This is a genomic window from Agromyces sp. NPDC004153, assembly GCF_053603635.1.
This window is the reverse complement of the sequence record NZ_JBSGFY010000001.1, coordinates 2,640,832-2,658,454: the sequence shown is the minus strand read 5'-3', so window position 1 is coordinate 2,658,454 and position 17,623 is coordinate 2,640,832. Positions and strand designations below refer to the sequence as shown.

The window sequence follows — 17,623 nt, the reverse complement described above, 5'->3', positions numbered from 1 at the left end:
GCGCCGCGCACGTGGCATCCGCTCGGCGCCTACGGCGCGCCGCGCTCAGTTCGCGTCGGACCGCTCGCAGGCCATCTGCCGCTCGGCCGCGACGCCCGGTGCGACCAGCCCCGCGCCGACCACCGCAGCCACCACGACGCCGATCGCGCCGAGGAGCACGGCCGGCCGCGCAGCGACCGGGTTGGTCCGCGTGCGGAACGGGTCCTCGATGAGGCGCTTCGAGAGCCCTGCGACGAGGAGCGACAGCACCACCAGCAGCGCCATGACCCACGCCGGGCTCGGCATCCCGATGAGGAACGGCGTGAACATGAAGATCGGCCAGTGCCAGAGGTACAGCGAGTAGGAGACGTCGCCCATCCACTGCACGGGCGCCAGGCCGGCGAGGCGGGCGGTCGACCACCGGGTCGCCGGCATGCCGGCCCAGATCACGGCGAGCGTGCCCACCACCGGCAGGAGCGCCCACGGGCCCGGGAAGCCCTGCGGATCGCGGAACGTGACGATCGGCACGACGATGAGCGCGAGGCCCGCCCAGGAGACTGCGCTGCGGAGGCGCTCGCGGCCCGCCATCGGCGACGCAGCAAGCACCGCCAGCAGGCCGCCGGCGCCGAACTCCCACGTGCGCGCGATCGTCGAGAAGTACGCGAGGTTGTGGTCGGCTGCGGTGAGCACCATCGAGTGCGCGAACGAGGCCGCCGTGACGACGCCGAGCACGACCAGGAGCGGGGTGACGACCGAGCGCCCGCGTCGGCGGGCGACGAGCACGCCGAGGATGAGCAGCAAGGGCCAGACGAGGTAGAACTGCTCCTCTACTGACAGCGACCAGAAGTGCTGCACGGGCGTCGACGCGAGGTCGGCCCGGGCGGGGACCTGCGAGTCGGCCGCGAGCTGCCAGTTCTCGTAGTACAGCGCGCTCGCCACGATCTGGCGGAACCAGTCGGCCCAGTCCTGCTGCGGCACCACGGCCAGCGTGGCAGCGGAGACAGCGAGGAGCACCGCCACGGCAGCGGGCAGGATCCGGCGCGCCCGGCGCAGGTAGAAGTCGCCCAGCGAGATGCGGCCCGTGCGGGCGACCTCGCGGAGGAGCAGGGCCGTGATGAGGTAGCCCGAGACGACGAAGAACACGTCGACACCCATGTAGCCGGCGGGGGCCACGGCCGGCCACCCGTGGTGGAGGACGACGGCGCCCACGGCGACGGCCCGGAGCGCTTGGATCTCGGGCCGTACGGTGGTGCGGGGCACTGGCGTGGGGGAACCTGCCATCCGGTCAAGGGTAACCCGTTCGAGAGGTGTGGCCGAATCGCCGTGACCGCACTTGACGCGGCTCCCGCCGCACGATACGCGCCCGCTCGGACGTGGTCGCGCGTACCGGATCCCGCGCCCGAATGCCGTGCCCGGACGCCGCGTTCCTGTCGCGAATGCAGGAACTTCCGGCGCGTTCCCGGCGTGCCGCGCCCGCGGCACGCCGCCGGACCCTCGAAAGTTCCCGCATTCGCCTCGGTGCTGACGCAGGCACGACGAAAGGGGCGATGCCTCGCGGCATCCGCGCAGCCCCGACCCCGTGCCGGGACGCGAAACGGGGCCGGACCCCCGCAGCGTCCGCGCAGCCCCGACCCCGTGCCGGGACGCGAAACGGGGCCGGACCCGAAGGCCCGACCCCGTGTCGGTTCCGCGCCGCGAGCGACGCGAAGGGTGCTACTTGATGATCTTCGTGACCGTGCCGGCGCCCACGGTGCGACCACCCTCACGGATGGCGAAGCCGAGGCCCTCCTCCATGGCGATCGGCTGGATGAGCTCGACCGTCATGTCGGTGGTGTCGCCGGGCATGACCATCTCGGTGCCCTCGGGCAGCGTGATGACGCCGGTGACGTCGGTGGTGCGGAAGTAGAACTGCGGGCGGTAGTTCGCGTAGAACGGGTTGTGACGGCCGCCCTCCTCCTTCGAGAGGATGTACGCAGTGCCCTCGAAGTTGGTGTGCGGGGTGACCGAGCCCGGGGCCACGACGACCTGGCCGCGCTCGACGTCCTCGCGCTTGGTGCCGCGGAGCAGGAGACCGCAGTTCTCGCCGGCCCACGCCTCGTCGAGCTGCTTGTGGAACATCTCGATACCCGTGACCGTGGTCTTCTGCGTCGGGCGGATGCCGACGATCTCGACCTCGGAGTTGATCTTCAGCGTGCCGCGCTCGGCGCGACCCGTGACGACCGTGCCACGACCGGTGATGGTGAAGACGTCCTCGATCGGCATGAGGAACGGCTTGTCCTTGTCACGCACGGGGTCGGGGATCGACTCGTCGACGGCGTCCATGAGGTCGAGGACCGACTGGGTCCACTGCGCGTCGCCCTCGAGCGCCTTGAGGCCCGAGACGCGGATGACCGGAGCGTCGTCGCCGGGGAAGCCCTGGCTCGAGAGCAGCTCGCGGACCTCGAGCTCGACGAGCTCCAGGATCTCCTCGTCGTCGACCATGTCGGCCTTGTTCAGCGCGACGAGCAGGTAGGGCACGCCGACCTGCTTCGCAAGCAGCACGTGCTCGCGGGTCTGGGCCATCGGGCCGTCGGTCGCCGCGACCACGAGGATCGCGCCGTCCATCTGGGCGGCACCGGTGATCATGTTCTTGATGTAGTCGGCGTGACCCGGGGCGTCGACGTGCGCGTAGTGGCGCTTCGGCGTCTCGTACTCGACGTGCGAGATGTTGATCGTGATGCCGCGCTGGCGCTCCTCGGGAGCCGAGTCGATCGACGCGAAGTCACGCTGCACGTTGGTTGCCGACGGGTACTTGTCGGCGAGCACCTTCGAGATCGCCGCGGTGAGCGTCGTCTTGCCGTGGTCGACGTGACCGATCGTACCGATGTTGACGTGCGGCTTGGTCCGCTCGAACTTGGCCTTAGCCACTGTGGGTCCTCCTCAGGACTTTCATGCAGCCGTCGCCGGGCGCTGGATTGCGCACGGTTGGCTACGGGGGTTGTGTTGTTATGTTACGCGACCCGGTCGGGCAGCGCTCCCAGGGCTATTCGCCCTTGTTCTTCTGGACGATCTCGTCGGCGACTGCCTTCGGGACCTCCGCGTAGCTCTCGAACTCCATCGAGTACACGGCACGGCCCGAGGTCTTCGACCGCAGGTCGCCGATGTACCCGAACATCTCCGAGAGCGGGACGTGCGCGCGCACGACCTTGACGCCGGCGGCGTCCTCCATCGACTGGATCTGACCGCGACGCGAGTTCAGGTCGCCGATGACGTCACCCATGTACTCCTCAGGGGTGCGCACCTCGACGGACATGAGCGGCTCGAGCAGAACCGGGTTCGCCTTCCGAGCGGCCTCCTTGAAGCCCATCGAGCCGGCGATCTTGAACGCCATCTCCGAGGAGTCGACGTCGTGGGCGGCGCCGTCGAGCAGGATGCCCTTGACGCCCACCATCGGGTAGCCCGCGAGGATGCCGTACTGCATGGCGTCCTGGAAGCCGGCGTCCACCGAGGGGATGTACTCGCGCGGGACGCGGCCACCGGTGACCTTGTTCTCGAACTCGTACGTCTTGTCGCCCTCGATCTCGAGGGGCTCCAGCGCGAACTGGATCTTCGCGAACTGGCCCGAGCCACCCGTCTGCTTCTTGTGGGTGTAGTCGTGCTTCTCGACGGCGCGCTTGATGGTCTCGCGGTACGCGACCTGCGGCTTGCCGACGTTGGCCTCGACCTTGAACTCCCGCTTCATGCGGTCGACGAGGATGTCGAGGTGCAGCTCGCCCATGCCCTTGATGACGGTCTGGCCCGTCTCCTGGTTGAGCTCGGTGCGGAAGGTCGGGTCCTCCTCGGCCAGCTTCTGGATCGCGGTGCCCAGCTTCTCCTGGTCGGCCTTGGTCTTGGGCTCGATCGCGACCTCGATGACCGGGGCCGGGAACGTCATGGACTCGAGGACGACCTGGTTGTCGGGGTCGCACAGGGTGTCGCCCGTGGTCGTGTCCTTGAGGCCGATGACCGCGTAGATGTTGCCCGCGGTGACCGAGTCGACCGGGTTCTCCTTGTTGGCGTGCATCTGGAAGATCTTGCCGATGCGCTCCTTCTTGCCCTTGGTCGAGTTCACGACCTGGCCGCCGGAGTCGAGGTGGCCCGAGTACACGCGGATGTAGGTGAGGCGACCGAAGAACGGGTGCACCGCGACCTTGAACGCGAGCGCGGCGAAGGGGTCGTTCGCGTCGGGGTGACGCTCGATGATCTCCTCTTCGTTGCGCGGGTTGCGACCCTCGACCGCCGGCACGTCGAGTGGCGACGGCAGGTAGTCGATGACGGCGTCGAGCATGGGCTGCACGCCGCGGTTCTTGAAGGCCGAGCCGCAGAGCACGGGGTAGATCTCGGAGTTGACCGTGAGCTTGCGGATCGCGCCCTTGATCTCCTCGACGGTGAGCTCCTCGCCGCCGAAGAACTTCTCGAGCAGCGCGTCGTCGGTCTCGGCGACGGTCTCGAGGAGCGTGTTGCGGTACTCCTCGGCCTTCTCCTTGAGGTCGGCCGGGATCTCCTGGATCTCGTACTTCGCACCCATCGTCACGTCGCCCTTGGCGTCGCCGGGCCACACGAGGGCCCGCATCTCGATGAGGTCGATGACGCCGACGAAGTCGTTCTCGGCGCCGATGGGCAGCTGCAGCACGAGCGGCTTGGCGCCCAGGCGGCTGACGATGGTGTCGACCGTGAAGTAGAAGTCCGCGCCGAGCTTGTCCATCTTGTTGACGAAGCAGATGCGGGGGACGTTGTACTTGTCGGCCTGACGCCACACGGTCTCGGACTGGGGCTCGACGCCCTCCTTGCCGTCGAAGACGGCGACCGCACCGTCGAGCACGCGGAGCGAGCGCTCCACCTCGACCGTGAAGTCCACGTGGCCGGGCGTGTCGATGATGTTGATCTGGTTCTTGTTCCAGAAGCAGGTCACGGCGGCCGACGTGATCGTGATGCCGCGCTCCTTCTCCTGCTCCATCCAGTCGGTCGTCGACGCGCCGTCGTGCGTCTCGCCGATCTTGTGGTTGACGCCCGTGTAGAACAGGATGCGCTCGGTGGTGGTGGTCTTGCCGGCATCGATGTGCGCCATGATGCCGATGTTGCGGACCTTGCTCAGGTCGGTGAGCACGTCAAGTGCCACGGGGTTCCTCCGGGGGAGTTCAGGTTCGGATGGGGTTGGTGCAGCGGATGCCGCGGGCGCGGGCCTCGCGGCATCCGCTCACCTGCTACCAGCGGTAGTGGGCGAAGGCGCGGTTCGACTCGGCCATCTTGTGCGTGTCCTCGCGACGCTTCACGGCGGCACCGAGGCCGTTCGACGCGTCGAGGATCTCGTTGGTGAGACGCTCGGTCATCGTCTTCTCGCGGCGGGCCTTCGCGTAGCTCGTGAGCCAGCGAAGGGCGAGGGTGTTGGCGCGGTGCGGCTTGACCTCGACGGGGACCTGGTAGGTCGAACCGCCGACGCGGCGCGAGCGCACCTCGAGGGTGGGGCGCACGTTGTCGAGCGCCTTCTTGAGGGTGGCGACGGCGTCCTGGCCGGACTTGTTCGCGACGTTCTCGAGCGCCTCGTAGACGATGCGCTGCGCGAGGTCCTTCTTGCCGTCGATCAGGATCTTGTTGACGAGCTGGCTGACGACCGGCGAGCCGTAGACGGGGTCGGCGACGACGGGGCGCTTCGGAGCGGGTCCCTTGCGAGGCATTACTTCTTCTCCATCTTCGCGCCGTAGCGGCTACGAGCCTGCTTGCGGTTCTTGACGGCCTGCGTGTCGAGCGCGCCGCGGATGATCTTGTAGCGCACGCCGGGGAGGTCCTTCACACGACCGCCGCGGACGAGCACCATCGAGTGCTCCTGCAGGTTGTGGCCCTCGCCGGGGATGTAGGCGGTCACCTCGGTGCCGTTCGAGAGCTTCACACGGGCGACCTTGCGGAGCGCCGAGTTCGGCTTCTTGGGGGTGGTGGTGTACACGCGCGTGCACACGCCGCGCTGCTGGGGGTTGGCCTTCAGGGCGGGAGCCTTGGTCTTGGTGACCTTCGGCGAGCGACCCTTGCGGACCAACTGCTGAATGGTTGGCACTGCTTCTCCTCGTTGTGCTGCACGGTGACAGCGGTTGATGGAATTCACATCACGACCCACCGGCACCGCAGAGCTGCGGGGCCTTGGAGTGGTGGGTATGCCGTGGGGGCGACCCGTCGGGTGCCCTGGCGTGTGCGTTCTGGTGCGAACCGGAGACGTGCCGCCGGTCGATCTGCAGATCTGCCGGCGGGCACGGTTCAAGCGCGCGTCAACGCGCACACCCGCTCAATGGTAATGCCGCGTAACCTCACGGTCAAATGACGACGGATGCCGCGGGCGGCACGTTCTCCGAGGGCGGAACCCGCGCGTGGCCGGGGCTCGCGCACTCCACCGTGTCATGCAACGTCGGCGGTTCTCAGGGCATTCCCGGCCAACCCGGAGCGTCGAGCTCGCGGTCGAGGTCGGCGAGCAGCTCCTCGACCTGGGGCTCGACGTAGGCGACGACGGCCGCGCCGATCCGCTCGCGGTGCTGGGCGAGCTCCACGCAGATGCGTCGTCCGAGCTGCTTGGCGAACTCGTCGGCCATGCGCACCTCCTCGCGCAGGGCCTCCTTCTCCTCGGGCGTGAACGGGCGTGGCGCGGGCTCGTTCGCCTCGGCCGCCGTGTCGGCCTCGAGGCCGGTCAGGGTGAAGAGGAACGGCTGGTCGGGCACGGGCTCGGGGTCGAGGTCGAGTCCGAGGAACTCGGGGTCGAGGCCCTCGCCCGCGCGGTACGGCCTCCGCGCCTTGCGTTCCTCGGCGAGTCGGATCTCGCGGTGCAGCATCGGCAGGTTGCGTGCGGTGTAGTCGTCGACGGCGCCATCGATGATGCCCTTCATGCGCATCGAGAACGCGTGCTGCACGGGGTGCGGGACGTCGACGTCGAGGCCGGCTGCGGCGAGGATGGGCGATCCGAAGCAGCGCGTGCAGAGCCGCACGCGGCCGCGATGCGTGCCGGGCCGCCACCTCGGCAACCACGCCAGCCATCGGTCGACCTCGTGGCTCACGCGCGCCTCGATCGAACCCTCCACGCGTTCACGATACTGCGCGACCGCGCGGCGGCCCCCGATCCGGCGACCGGATGGCGCGGCGCACGCCCTTCGACGGGCTCGGGGTCCGTCGTCGACGAGCCCGGAGCGCTCGTCACTCCTCGTCGTCGCGCTCCCACGGCCACCGCGGACGGGCCATGCCGCTCGAGCGTCCGCGTGCGACGAGCACCGCGAACGAGGCGACCACGGCGGCGAGCGCCGGGACGAGCAGCCCGAACCACGTGACGCCGAGCCCGAGGCCGAAGAGCAGCGCGGCGAGCAGCGTCCCGGTCGCGATCGCGTAGCCGACGGTCGCCACGACGACGAGCGCCACCCAGCTCCAGAGCGCCGAGAAGAGCACGCTCGGCAGCTGCCGCTCGGGGCGCCGCAGCGTGTGCGCGAGCGTGAGCAGCACGGCCGCGACGGATGCCCCGGCCGCCGCCGGCCCGACGAACAGGCCCGCATCGGGAGCCGCGATCACGTCGGCGTCGGTCAGCAGGCTCACGAATCCCCACGCGCACACGATCGCGGCGAAGTCCAGGGCGGCGGCGAAGGCGGCGACGACCCAGGCGTTGCGACGGGAGAGGTCCATCGTTCCGAGCGTACGCCGCCGTCGCGACGACGGTCAGCCGCGCGCGTCGGAGGCTCGGCGCTCGGCGGCCCAGGCCCACCGCGCGATCCCGCCGAGCGGTGCGCCGGCAGCGTCGCGTCGCTCGTCGTCGGAGCAGACGCCGTTGCGCACGAGCAGCTCGAGGGCGTCGTCGCGATCGCGCTCGATGGCGGCCCGGTCGTTCGGCGCGAGCCGGTCGACCGCGGCGCGAAGCGCCCCCACGGCGTCGCCGGGCGCGGCATCCGCGGTGCCGGCCGCACGGCTGCGACGGCGCTCGGCGACGACCCAGGTCACCAGGACCGCGGCCATCGCGACGGCGGCGATCGCCGCTGGCCAGGCGAGCGGCTGCGGGCGCAGGATCGCGATGAGCGCCGCGAGCACCGCGGCGAGCACGGCGAACGCGACCGAGACGCCGGCCAGCACGAGGCCCTGCGGCGCGTCGGGAGCGGCGCCGCGACGGGCGGCGCGGAGCTGCACGAGGCGGAACACGACGTGTGCCAGCGAGAGCACGAGCGCGGCGGCGAGCCAGCCCGCGAGCGGCTGGTCGGTGCGGATGCCGATGACGAGGAACCCCGGCACGACGAACGGCAGGATCGACAGCACGAACACGCCCGCCCCACGCCAGGCGGAGGCACGCCGCGGCGCGCGCAGGTCCCGCAACGCGGACTCCCACTGCTCGAGGAGGTCGGCGCGCCGCGAGAGCAGGCTGCGCTCGAACTCGGTCCAGTCGAACCGCTCAGCATCGCCGGACACGGCTCGGGCGTACTCGGTCGCGGTGGGCCTGGCCGCCACCGGGGCGCTCGGCTCGGTCATGCGACGAAGCGGAGCGTGCCCACGAGCTCGCGCAGCGGCCCGTCGAGCATGCCGACCATGGTCGTGCTGGTGGGCGACGAGACGATGCGCACCGATCCCTGCGGGCCTGACAGCACGTAGCCGATGCCCGCGACGGGCGTCTCGCCCGGTGCGGCCGGCAGCACGAACCGCACGGCGACGCCGCTGCCGACCCCCGGCACCTCGACCGGATCGACGCTGGGCGGCAGGGCGGTGGGGACGCCGTCGAGGAGCTCCCGCACGGGATCGTCGCCCGGCCGGAGCGTCGGCGCGAGGTCGACGTGCAGCAGCGCGGCCTCCGCCCGGCGGGTCGGCCAGAACAGGAGCCCGAACAGCGCCGAGGGCATGAGGCCGTCGACCGCCGCCTCGGCGATGCCGGCCGCGGCGGCCCGCGTCGCGTCGTCGGCATCGGGCCGGACCGCGAGGTACCGAGCCACGACGTCGCGCTCCCAGGCGCCGCGGTCGGCATGGGCGTCCGACGGGAACTCGCCCGGCAGGTGCGCCCAGTAGCGCTCGTCCACCTCGACGTCGAGCCTCATGCGGTCGCCCGCCACGCGAACGTGCTCACGACGGCGTCGGTGAGCTCCAGCATCCGCTCGACCACCGGGCGCCACGCCTCGGTCGGGTCGTCGACGGGGTGCACGGCCACGGCGGTGAACTGCAGCGCCTTCGTGCGACGGTCGGGGAACGGCGTGAGGTAGGCGGCCGTGCGCTGCCCGACGGTCGTGGTGCCGACCGCGACGGTGGTGTCGCGCTCCCAGCGCACGAAGCGCTTGTCGCCGTGCAGCGAGGTCGCGCCGTCGCGGATGAGCTCGGCGACGATCGCGTCGAGCGTGCCGCCGCCGGGCGCCGAGCGCACCGCGGCCGTGATCGACAGCGGCAGCACGAGCTCGTCGGCCCACGCCTCGGTCTGGAGGTAGATGCGGTGCGTGTTCGCCGAGCGGAGGCCGGCGAACGCGCGGCCGGTCAGCGCCCGCAACTGTGCGTCGAGGTCGGGGCGGTGCTGCTGCCGGAGCCGCGTGCTCGCGAGGCGCAGGAGCTCACGTTCGGACTCGGCCGTCGCGTCGTACTCGGCCCAGCCCGAGGGCAGGACGAGGGTGTACTCGGGCACGGGGCGGGCGGTGCCCAGCAGCTCGTCGCGCAGGTTCATGCCGGCCTTCCGGTCGTGGATGGGGTCGGTCACGCGGCGAGCTGGGCTTCCCAGGTCTCGACGTCGTTCTCGAAGAGGTCGCCCACCGCGTCGGCGATCGTCATGCCGGCGTTCAGCGGGGAGTTCACCACCCAACCGTAGTGGCCGAAGACGTGGGCCGCTGCGCCCCAGCCGTTCGACATCGCCCGGGTCGACTCGTCGCCGAACCCGATGCCCATGAGGCGGGCCGCGATGTCGGCGCCCGAGTGCCCGCCGCGGGCGGCGGCGACGAACGAGGTGAACGGCGAGGCGCCGAACGCGCGACTGATGCCGTAGGTGTCGGGGAACCGGCGGATGGCGTTGCCGATGATCGCGCGGCTGCCCGAGGTGCCGAGGCCGCCGACCATGTCGTCGAGGAAGCCGGTCATGCCGGGCTTGAACCCGCCCGAGAACTTGGCGAGGCTGCCGAACGGGATGACGCCCACGATGGCGAGTCCCAACTCGAGCCAGCCCGTGTCGCCGCGGGCCTTCTGGTAGATCGTGATGGCGAGCGTCGCGATGGCGACGATCGCGCCGAGCGCCGCGATGATGGGACCGCCGATGACGAACGCGAGCACGGCGAGCACGATCCCGGCCCACTGCAGCACGACGAGCACGCCGGCCACGAAACCGTCGACGTCGTCCCAGAACCCGTCGGAGATGCCGCCGCCGGTGGCGTCGCGGATGCCGTTCGACGCAGCCTCGAACGCGTCCTCCCACGTCTCGAACTGCGTGTCGAAGCTGCGGGCCTCGGCGAGGAACTCGTCGTAGGCGTCGTTCGCGCGGTTCAGCGCCGACTGGATGTCGCGGTCGTGCGCCTCCTGCTCGGGGCTCTGCCCGCCACCGGCCGGCGGCGTGCCGGCCTGGCCGGGCGGCAGCGGGTGGTTGGCGTCCTGGTAGCGGCCGAGCGCGGCCTGGTAGTCGTCCCACGCGTCCTGGCAGCGCGGCACGATGAGGCGCATCTGCTGCTGCACGCCGTCGAGGGCGTCCGCGTAGGCCACGAGCGCGGTGCCCGACGGCTTGTACCGCTCGCCGGCGAGCTTCAGCTCGCCGTCGATCTCGCCGATGACCTCCTTGATCTTGTCGATCGAGAGGCCCTGCTGCGGCACGCCGTTGTCGGCGATGGCCCGCAGCACGCCGGCCGCGCCGATCATCTGGTCGCCGAGGTCCTCGATCGCGCGCCCGCGCGTGCGGATGCCGAAGGCGTTGCCGGTGACGACCTCGATCGGGTTCCCGGCGGGTGACGGCTCCATCTAGTTGGTGCTCCTCGTGATCTCGGGGTCAGGCCCGGGGCATGGTGTCGACTTCGTTCGCCTCGACGGCGAGTTCCTTGGCGGCCGCGGTGTCCCACTCGGCCCAGCCCTTGCCGGTCGCCTCGACGCGCTCCTGGATCTTCATGAGGTCCTCCTTGAGCGCGGCGCGGCGGTCGTCCCAGCCGTCCTCGAACTCCTCCGCCGCCTCGCGGAGCGTGTCGCGGCCGTAGGGGTCGCCGATGTCGCCCTCGAGGCTCGTGGCGCGCTCCTCGGCCTTCTCGAGCTCGACGATGATCTGCTTCAGCGATCCGTTGAGCTCGTTCAGCACGGAGTACTCGATCAGGATGTCGGTCACCAGCGGGCTCCTCGGTCGTGTGCGGTGTGCGTGGGTGGGGGCGCGGCATCCGCGCGTCGGATGCCTCGGGGACGACGCACGGCGGGAGGATCATGCCTCCCGCCGTGCGATGCGTCAGCGGCCGGCGAGCTGCTGGTCGAGGTCCTGGATCGCCTGCATCATGCCGCGGAGGGCCTCGCCCATCTCGCCGATGCCGTCGACCGCGTTCTTGAGGCCGGTGGTGAGCTCCTCGTAGCCCTGGCCGAACTTGCCCGACGCGTGCTGCGTCTTGAAGTCGTTGCCGAGCAGCGAGTCCACCGAGTTCTTCAGCTGGTCGAGCTGCGACTGGATGTCGTCACGCGCGTCGTTCAGCTTGTTGGCCATCGCTTCCATCTCGCCGTAGGAGGCGCCGAAATCCGCCATCGGGGGATCCTTCCGTTCGATCGGTCCGAACCCTCGTCCGGGCCGGTGTGCTCCACAGTACGGAAGGTCGAACGCGGGTCACATGGGGAGCACTCCCCACCCTGCTCCCCGCCCACTCCCCACCTCGTCGACCGCGTCGCCGAGGCCCACGCCGGGCGGTCTCCACGGCACGGTGGCGCCGCGGATCAGCCCGCGAGCGGGACCTGCACGGTCATGATCCGGCCGTTCTGCACGAAGATGCCGCGGCCCTCGGGGAAGTCCGAGCGCTTGACCTTCGGGAACGGCGTCTTGAACACGGAGTCGCCGTCGAACGCGTCGGGCTTCAGCGCCAGCCCGCGACGGCCCGCCTTGAAGTCGCCGACGAAGCCGAACCCGGCCGAGAGCGTCGCCACCTCCGCGTCGCCCACGAGGAAGTGATCGCTGCGGTTGATCGCCTGGAACAGCTCCTTGAGCGGTCGCTCGGCGTCGGAGTCGGCGAACTGCGTGACGTTCTCGACCACGATGACGAATCGTCCGGGCACGTCGGCGTCGCCCACGACGTCCACGAGCTCCTTGGCGAGGAGCTTCACCCCGTCGACCGTGGTGGCGCTGCGCACCCACGGCGCGTGGTCGGCGAGCTGCGCCCGGCGTCCGGCCAGGTGGAAGAGCTTCACCTCTGGGTCGAACCGGCGCACCGCGTCGACGATGGCGCGCATGGCGTTCGTCTTGCCGCTCTGCGGCGGGCCGGTGACCGCGAACGTGCCGACGGGCTCGAACCCGATCGGCGCGAGCGTGTCGTCGGCGATGCCGAGCGCGGGCTCCTCCCCCACGGTCGAGGGCAGCTCGGCGGCCCCGAAGACCGCGGGCAGCGAGCCGATCGGCGGGACGTCGCGAGCGCCGCGGGCACGCAGCTCGCGTGCGAGGGACTCGAGCACGCGGGTCTGCTCGGCGACGTTCGTAGTGCCGCCGGGCACGGCGAGCTGCGTCTCGAAGCCCTCGACGATCGCGCGGCCGGGAGCGGAGCGCTCGGTGAGCACGTCCTTCGGCGCGCCGAGCACCTGGTAGCCCGACTCGTCGCTGAGGCGCAGCACGACGCGCTTCGTGACGTTCGCGCTCACCGCCGTCGGCACCGCGCCGGCACGGTCGGCCGTCGCCACGACGTGCACGCCGAGCGGGCGGCCCTCGCCGAGGATGCGCATGACCACGTTGTAGAACGGCATGCGCACGGTGGTGGAGTCCCACTCGGTCTTGAACGCGGCGAAGCCGTCGAGCAGGAGCAGGATGCGCGGCTCGTCGCGGCCGGTCAGCTCGCGGTACTCCGTGAGGGTCGCGGCGTTCGCGTCGCTGAGCGCCTTGGCACGGCGATCGAGCACCTCGTTGAGCGTGCGCAGCAGGCGCTGCACCCGCTCGGGGTCGTCGCCCGACACGACGGAGCCCACGTGCGGCAGTGCCTCGAGCGACCGCAGGGCGCCGGCGCCGAAGTCGAGCCCGTACACCTCGGCCGCACCGAGGTCGGGACGCAGCCCGATGCCGACCGCGAGCGTTCGCAGCGCGGTCGACTTGCCCGAGCCGCTCGTGCCGTAGACGAGCATGGCGCCGTCGCGGTCGGGCACGAAGGCCATGGGCGCCTGCAGCTGCCGCTCGGGCACGTCGGCGAGGCCGAAGACGATCTCGGCGTCGCCGCGCTGCGGCAGCGACTCGACGGCGACCGTCGCGGCGAGCTCGTCGAGCCACGGACGTCGCGGCGCCGGAACACCGGCCTCGGCGGCCGCGGCGATGAACGTGCGCACCATGCGCTTCTGGTCGTTGGGACCCGGGTCCTCGTCGTGCGCGTCGCTCTCGGGTTCGGCGTCCGACTCCCAGGTGATCGTCGAGCCGAACCGCAGCTCGGCGACCTTCACCTCCGCCTCGGCCACCTCGGCGGTGGTCCAGCCGCCGGCGTACGCCGACTGGAACGGCACGAGCCGTCCAGGCCCGGTCTTCGCGATGCCGCGCCCGGGGATCGACGGGTCGAAGCCCGCGGCCACCGCATCGCCCACGACGTCGCGGGAGTCCGACTCGTCGGCCATGCGCAGGGCCACGCGCAGGTTCGTGTTCGCGCGGAGGTTGTCCTTGATGACGCCCGCGGGGCGCTGCGTGGCCATGATGAGGTGGATGCCGAGCGACCGGCCGCGCTGCGCGATGTCCACGACGCCGTCGACGAACTCGGGCACCTCTCCGGCGAGCGCCGCGAACTCGTCGATGACGAGCACGAGCGCCGGCGGCGTCTCGGGGTCCTGGCGCTTCTCGAGCTCGAGCAGGTCCTTCGCCTTCTTGCGGTTGAACAGGTGCTCGCGGTGGTGCAGCTCGGCGCGCAGGCTCGTGAGCGCGCGTCGCACGAGGTGCGGGCTGAGGTCGGTCACGAGGCCCACGCAGTGCGGCAGGTCGACGCAGTCGGCGAAGGCGGAGCCGCCCTTGTAGTCCACGAAGAGGAACGTGACGCGGTCGGGGCTGTACTGCGCGGCCATGCCGAGCACCCACGCCTGCAGGAACTCCGACTTGCCCGCACCGGTCGTGCCGCCGACGAGCGCGTGCGGCCCCTGCGTGCGCAGGTCGAGCGTCATCGCGTCGGGGCTCGACTGGCCGATGAACGCCTTCAGCGTGCCGGCGCGCTTCAGCCGGGGCAGCTTCGCACCCGACCGGTCGACGACCGAGTTGTTCTGCCGCCAGCGGTCGACGACCCCCGCGGGGCTCGAGGCGAACTCGTCGCCGATGAGCGTGAGCATCGAGACGCTGCGGGGCAGGTCGCTCGAGTCCTCGACCACGGTGCTCGCGTCGACGACGGGAGCCAGTCGGCGCGCGAAGACCTCGGCGTACCTGGCCGACACGCCCTCGACGCGTACACCTGCGTACTCCGCGCCCGAGCGCACGACGCCGACCGTGGCCCGGTCGAGGCCGGCGGTCACGTCGACGAAGGTGCGGCACGCGGCCGGCAGCGACTCGACCGTCGGGCCGACGAACACCGTGTGGATGCCGGCGTCGGCCCCGCGCTCGATGAGCTGGATGAGCCGCGGGCGGTCGACCGGGGCATCCGCCGACACGAAGAGGATGAGCGCGCTGTCCGGCCGCGGGTCGTCGGAGCGCTCGCCCGACGGCGAGCCGATGTCGGCACCGCGCAACATCGACGCCTTCGTGTCGGCGAGCGGTCCGCGGCGCGCGGCCGAGGCCGACAGCCGTTCGAGGATCGTCTCCTCGAGCGCGCTCAGCAGGCTCGCCCCGGCCGACTGGCTGTCGGCGAGCGCGACGTCGGCGAGCGGATGCCGCGCGCTCGACGTGTGCGGCAGCCACTTCAGCCACTCCAGCTCCCGGCTCCAGGCGGGGTCCACGATCGCAGCCGCGACGACCTCGTTCGGCGCGTGCAGGCCGAACAGCTGCACGGCGAGGCCGCGGACGGCGTCTGCCGCGAGGTGCATCGGCCCGGCGACGCCGAGCGCCCCGGAGCTCGTGAGGAGCTCCATGACGGGGACGTCGTCGATCTCGGCGAAGCGGTCGCGCAGCACCTCCACCTGACGGGCGTACGTGACGATGCCGGGCAGCGCCGCCTCGGACGTCGCGATCGTGTTGCGGCTCGGCGCGCAGCCGACCCCGAGCCGGAGCGCGAGGAAGTTCCAGTGCTCGGGGCGCCGCGTCCAGAGCATCGGACCGAGCCGCATCGCCTGCTCGTAGACGACCGCGACGGGCGGGGTCTCGCCCTGCCGGCGCTCGCGCTCGACGACGACCTCGCGCGTCAGCGTCTCCTCGAGCTCCTCGAGCTGCACCTCGAAGGTCTCGATCTCCTGCTTGAGCTTGCGGCTCGACTGCGTGCGCGAGCCGAACCAGTTCGCGAGCAGCATGAGCGGCGAGAGCACGACGATGAGGAGGGACGCCGGGCGACCGTTGAGCGCGAAGATCGCGAGGCCGGCGATCATCGGCGAGACGATCATCGGCCAGGGGAACAGCCGCGGGTTCTCCTCGGTGGGGATGCGCGGCTGCGGATGCTCGGTGCCCGGGTAGCGGGCCTCGACGCGGGGCGAGCGGTTGAACATGAGCGCGCCGCCGCGCTCGAGCACGGGGTCGGCCGCGGCATCCGTGCCCGCGACCATGGAGAACGACACGTCGGTGTCGCCGATCGTGACGCGCTGGCCGGGGATGACCCGGATGCGCGTCATGGGGCCGCCGTCGACGATGAGGCCGTTCGCGGAGTTGAGGTCGACGAGCTCGACGGCCTGGTCGACCTCGATGCGCGCGTGGCGCTTGGAGACGAGGGCGTCCTGCAGCACGACGTCGGCGTCGGCGCTGCGCCCGATGACGTGCTGGCCGCGGCCGAGCGGCACCTGGCGGCCGGCCTCGGGCCCGGTGTGCACGTGCAGGATCGCGACGGTGCCCGCATCGGCCGCGCGTCGTGCGCTCGGCGACACCACGGCCGCGTTGAAGCCCGAGCCGATGGGCGCGTCGGCGACGAGCAGGTCGGGGTCGAGCACGACGGGCTCGCTCGACGTGGGCGGCGCGACCGCGAGCGTCAACGGCCCAGCATGCCGCGGCAGGTGCGCCGACGCGGGATCGTCATCGGCGATCGATCGCGCCACGTCGCCGACCGTCGCCGTCGCGTCGGTCGTCACGACGACGTCGGCGGCGGCGCCGGACTGGCGGCGCAGGCCCAGCTTCAGCCTCATCGGGCCGTCACCTCCTCGACGACGAACCAGCGGCCGCCGAGCTCGACCTTCGTGCCGCCGTCCACGCGCGTGCGCGCGCCGGGGACGAGCTCGACCGGGGCGCGGCCCGGCGCGGCGACGCTCGTGCCGTTGCGCGACCAGCGGTCGGTGATCCAGATGCCGGCGTCGTCGACGTCGAAGCGTGCGTGGGTCTTCGAGATGCCCATGGAGTCGTCGGCGAGGGGCACGAGCAGGGTGCCCGCAGGGTCGCCATCGGCTCGCGCGGGGCGGCGGCCGAGGAGGCCGGTGCCCGAGGCATCGAGGCGGCTGCCGTCGTCGAACGCGAACACGGCGGCGGGGGCGGGCGACGAGGTCGGCGCGGTCGCGGCCGCGGGGGCGGGCGCCACGGCGGGGGCGGGCACGGCACCGGATGCCGCGACGGCGAGAGCGGGCACGGCACCGGATGCCGCGACGGCCGGCGCCCCCGGCGACGCGACCGCCGCCGACGACGCCGCTGGCGCCGCGATCGGCGGCGGCGTCCATGCGCCGGCCTCGGCCACTGCGGCGACGACCCCCGAGGCGGAGCGCGCCTGCGGGATGAACGTCTCCTCGTCGACCCCGCGATCCGTCGCGAGCGACGGCATGCGCGCGACCGAGGCGGCCGGCGCGTCGAGCTGTCGGCGCGCGTGGCGCAGCGCCTTGAGGTCGAACGGGTCGAGTCCCTCGCGCACGTCGAGGACCCAGCAGCGTCCGACGCGGTCGAGCCAGCTGCGTCCGCGCTGCTCGGGGTCCCAGAGTCCCGATGCGAACATCAGCGCGGGTCCGACGAGCGGCAGCACGACCTGCGACGCCCAGAGCACGAGCACGCGCAGCACGACGCGCCAGAACCCGGCGCGTCCGAAGTCGGCGACCTGCACCGAGCGGAGTCCGAGCGCGCGCTTGCCCAGCGTGACGCCGCGTCGTCCGTGCATCGCGAGCTGCGCGATGCCGAACGCGGTCACGAGCAGCTGCCCGACGGCGACGAGCACGAGGGGCAGCACGAGCGACGACGGATCGACGCCGGTCGCGGCATCCGACCCGACGATCGCGTTCGCCAGCAGCACCGCGCCGACGATCGCCGGCGACGCCGCCAGCGCATACGCGGCGGCGTCGAGCGTGAACGCGGCGGCGCGTCGACCCGACGGCGCGGGCCGGAGTCCGAGACGGGCCGCGTACGCCGGGTCGGGTCGCCCGGCGGCGTCGAGACCGGGCGCAGGCGCGTCGTCGACGTGCATGGTGATGCTCACGTGGCTCCTCGGGTGCA

15 protein-coding genes are annotated in these 17,623 nt (G+C 71.7%); all 15 read right to left on the bottom strand.

Annotated features, from left to right (window positions below):
* Window positions 1–45: 45 nt before the first annotated feature.
* Complete coding sequence (locus tag ACWEOH_RS12525; protein ID WP_452031370.1) at window positions 46–1,260, bottom strand: acyltransferase family protein; 1,215 nt, start codon at window positions 1,258–1,260, stop codon at window positions 46–48.
* A gap of 432 nt (window positions 1,261–1,692) precedes the next feature.
* Window positions 1,693–2,886, bottom strand: coding sequence for an elongation factor Tu (tuf, locus tag ACWEOH_RS12520; protein ID WP_148733795.1), 1,194 nt, complete (start codon window positions 2,884–2,886; stop codon window positions 1,693–1,695).
* A 115-nt stretch (window positions 2,887–3,001) separates the two neighbouring features.
* Window positions 3,002–5,116: an elongation factor G gene (gene fusA / locus ACWEOH_RS12515; protein WP_452031368.1), complete on the bottom strand. Its 2,115-nt coding sequence runs from the start codon at window positions 5,114–5,116 to the stop codon at window positions 3,002–3,004.
* An 85-nt stretch (window positions 5,117–5,201) separates the two neighbouring features.
* Window positions 5,202–5,672 carry a 30S ribosomal protein S7 gene (gene rpsG, locus ACWEOH_RS12510; RefSeq protein ID WP_092668506.1) on the bottom strand — a complete coding sequence of 157 codons (471 nt, stop codon included), beginning with the start codon at window positions 5,670–5,672 and terminating at the stop codon, window positions 5,202–5,204.
* The gene (rpsL, locus tag ACWEOH_RS12505; protein ID WP_022889720.1) at window positions 5,672–6,046 is read right to left on the bottom strand and encodes a 30S ribosomal protein S12; all 375 of its coding nucleotides are present in this window, start codon (window positions 6,044–6,046) and stop codon (window positions 5,672–5,674) included. Before rpsL ends, rpsG begins: the two co-directional genes overlap by 1 nt.
* A 355-nt stretch (window positions 6,047–6,401) precedes the next feature.
* Complete coding sequence (locus ACWEOH_RS12500; protein WP_452031365.1) at window positions 6,402–7,055, bottom strand: spermidine/putrescine ABC transporter substrate-binding protein; 654 nt, start codon at window positions 7,053–7,055, stop codon at window positions 6,402–6,404.
* Between the two features lie 112 nt (window positions 7,056–7,167).
* Window positions 7,168–7,644 (bottom strand): DUF6121 family protein, encoded by a 477-nt coding sequence (locus ACWEOH_RS12495; RefSeq protein ID WP_452031363.1) that lies wholly within the window; start codon window positions 7,642–7,644, stop codon window positions 7,168–7,170.
* A gap of 33 nt (window positions 7,645–7,677) precedes the next feature.
* The gene (locus tag ACWEOH_RS12490) at window positions 7,678–8,475 is read right to left on the bottom strand and encodes a hypothetical protein (RefSeq protein ID WP_452031361.1); all 798 of its coding nucleotides are present in this window, start codon (window positions 8,473–8,475) and stop codon (window positions 7,678–7,680) included.
* Window positions 8,472–9,032, bottom strand: a complete 561-nt coding sequence (locus ACWEOH_RS12485; protein ID WP_452031359.1) for a hypothetical protein — start codon at window positions 9,030–9,032, stop codon at window positions 8,472–8,474. Before ACWEOH_RS12485 ends, ACWEOH_RS12490 begins: the two co-directional genes overlap by 4 nt.
* Window positions 9,029–9,676, bottom strand: a complete 648-nt coding sequence (locus ACWEOH_RS12480) for a hypothetical protein (protein WP_452031358.1) — start codon at window positions 9,674–9,676, stop codon at window positions 9,029–9,031. The genes ACWEOH_RS12485 and ACWEOH_RS12480 overlap by 4 nt, the downstream gene beginning before the upstream one ends.
* The gene (locus tag ACWEOH_RS12475; RefSeq protein ID WP_452031356.1) at window positions 9,673–10,914 is read right to left on the bottom strand and encodes a hypothetical protein; all 1,242 of its coding nucleotides are present in this window, start codon (window positions 10,912–10,914) and stop codon (window positions 9,673–9,675) included. The genes ACWEOH_RS12480 and ACWEOH_RS12475 overlap by 4 nt, the downstream gene beginning before the upstream one ends.
* Window positions 10,915–10,942: 28 nt before the next feature.
* Window positions 10,943–11,269 (bottom strand): hypothetical protein, encoded by a 327-nt coding sequence (locus ACWEOH_RS12470; RefSeq protein WP_452031355.1) that lies wholly within the window; start codon window positions 11,267–11,269, stop codon window positions 10,943–10,945.
* Between the two features lie 114 nt (window positions 11,270–11,383).
* Entirely contained in the window at window positions 11,384–11,671 is a 288-nt protein-coding gene (locus ACWEOH_RS12465) for a WXG100 family type VII secretion target (protein ID WP_148733778.1), read from the bottom strand.
* Window positions 11,672–11,856: 185 nt separating this feature from the next.
* Window positions 11,857–16,341, bottom strand: a complete 4,485-nt coding sequence (locus ACWEOH_RS12460; RefSeq protein WP_452031352.1) for an FtsK/SpoIIIE domain-containing protein — start codon at window positions 16,339–16,341, stop codon at window positions 11,857–11,859.
* Window positions 16,338–17,606 (bottom strand): RDD family protein, encoded by a 1,269-nt coding sequence (locus tag ACWEOH_RS12455; RefSeq protein WP_452031350.1) that lies wholly within the window; start codon window positions 17,604–17,606, stop codon window positions 16,338–16,340. Before ACWEOH_RS12455 ends, ACWEOH_RS12460 begins: the two co-directional genes overlap by 4 nt.
* Between the last annotated feature and the right edge of the window lie 17 nt (window positions 17,607–17,623).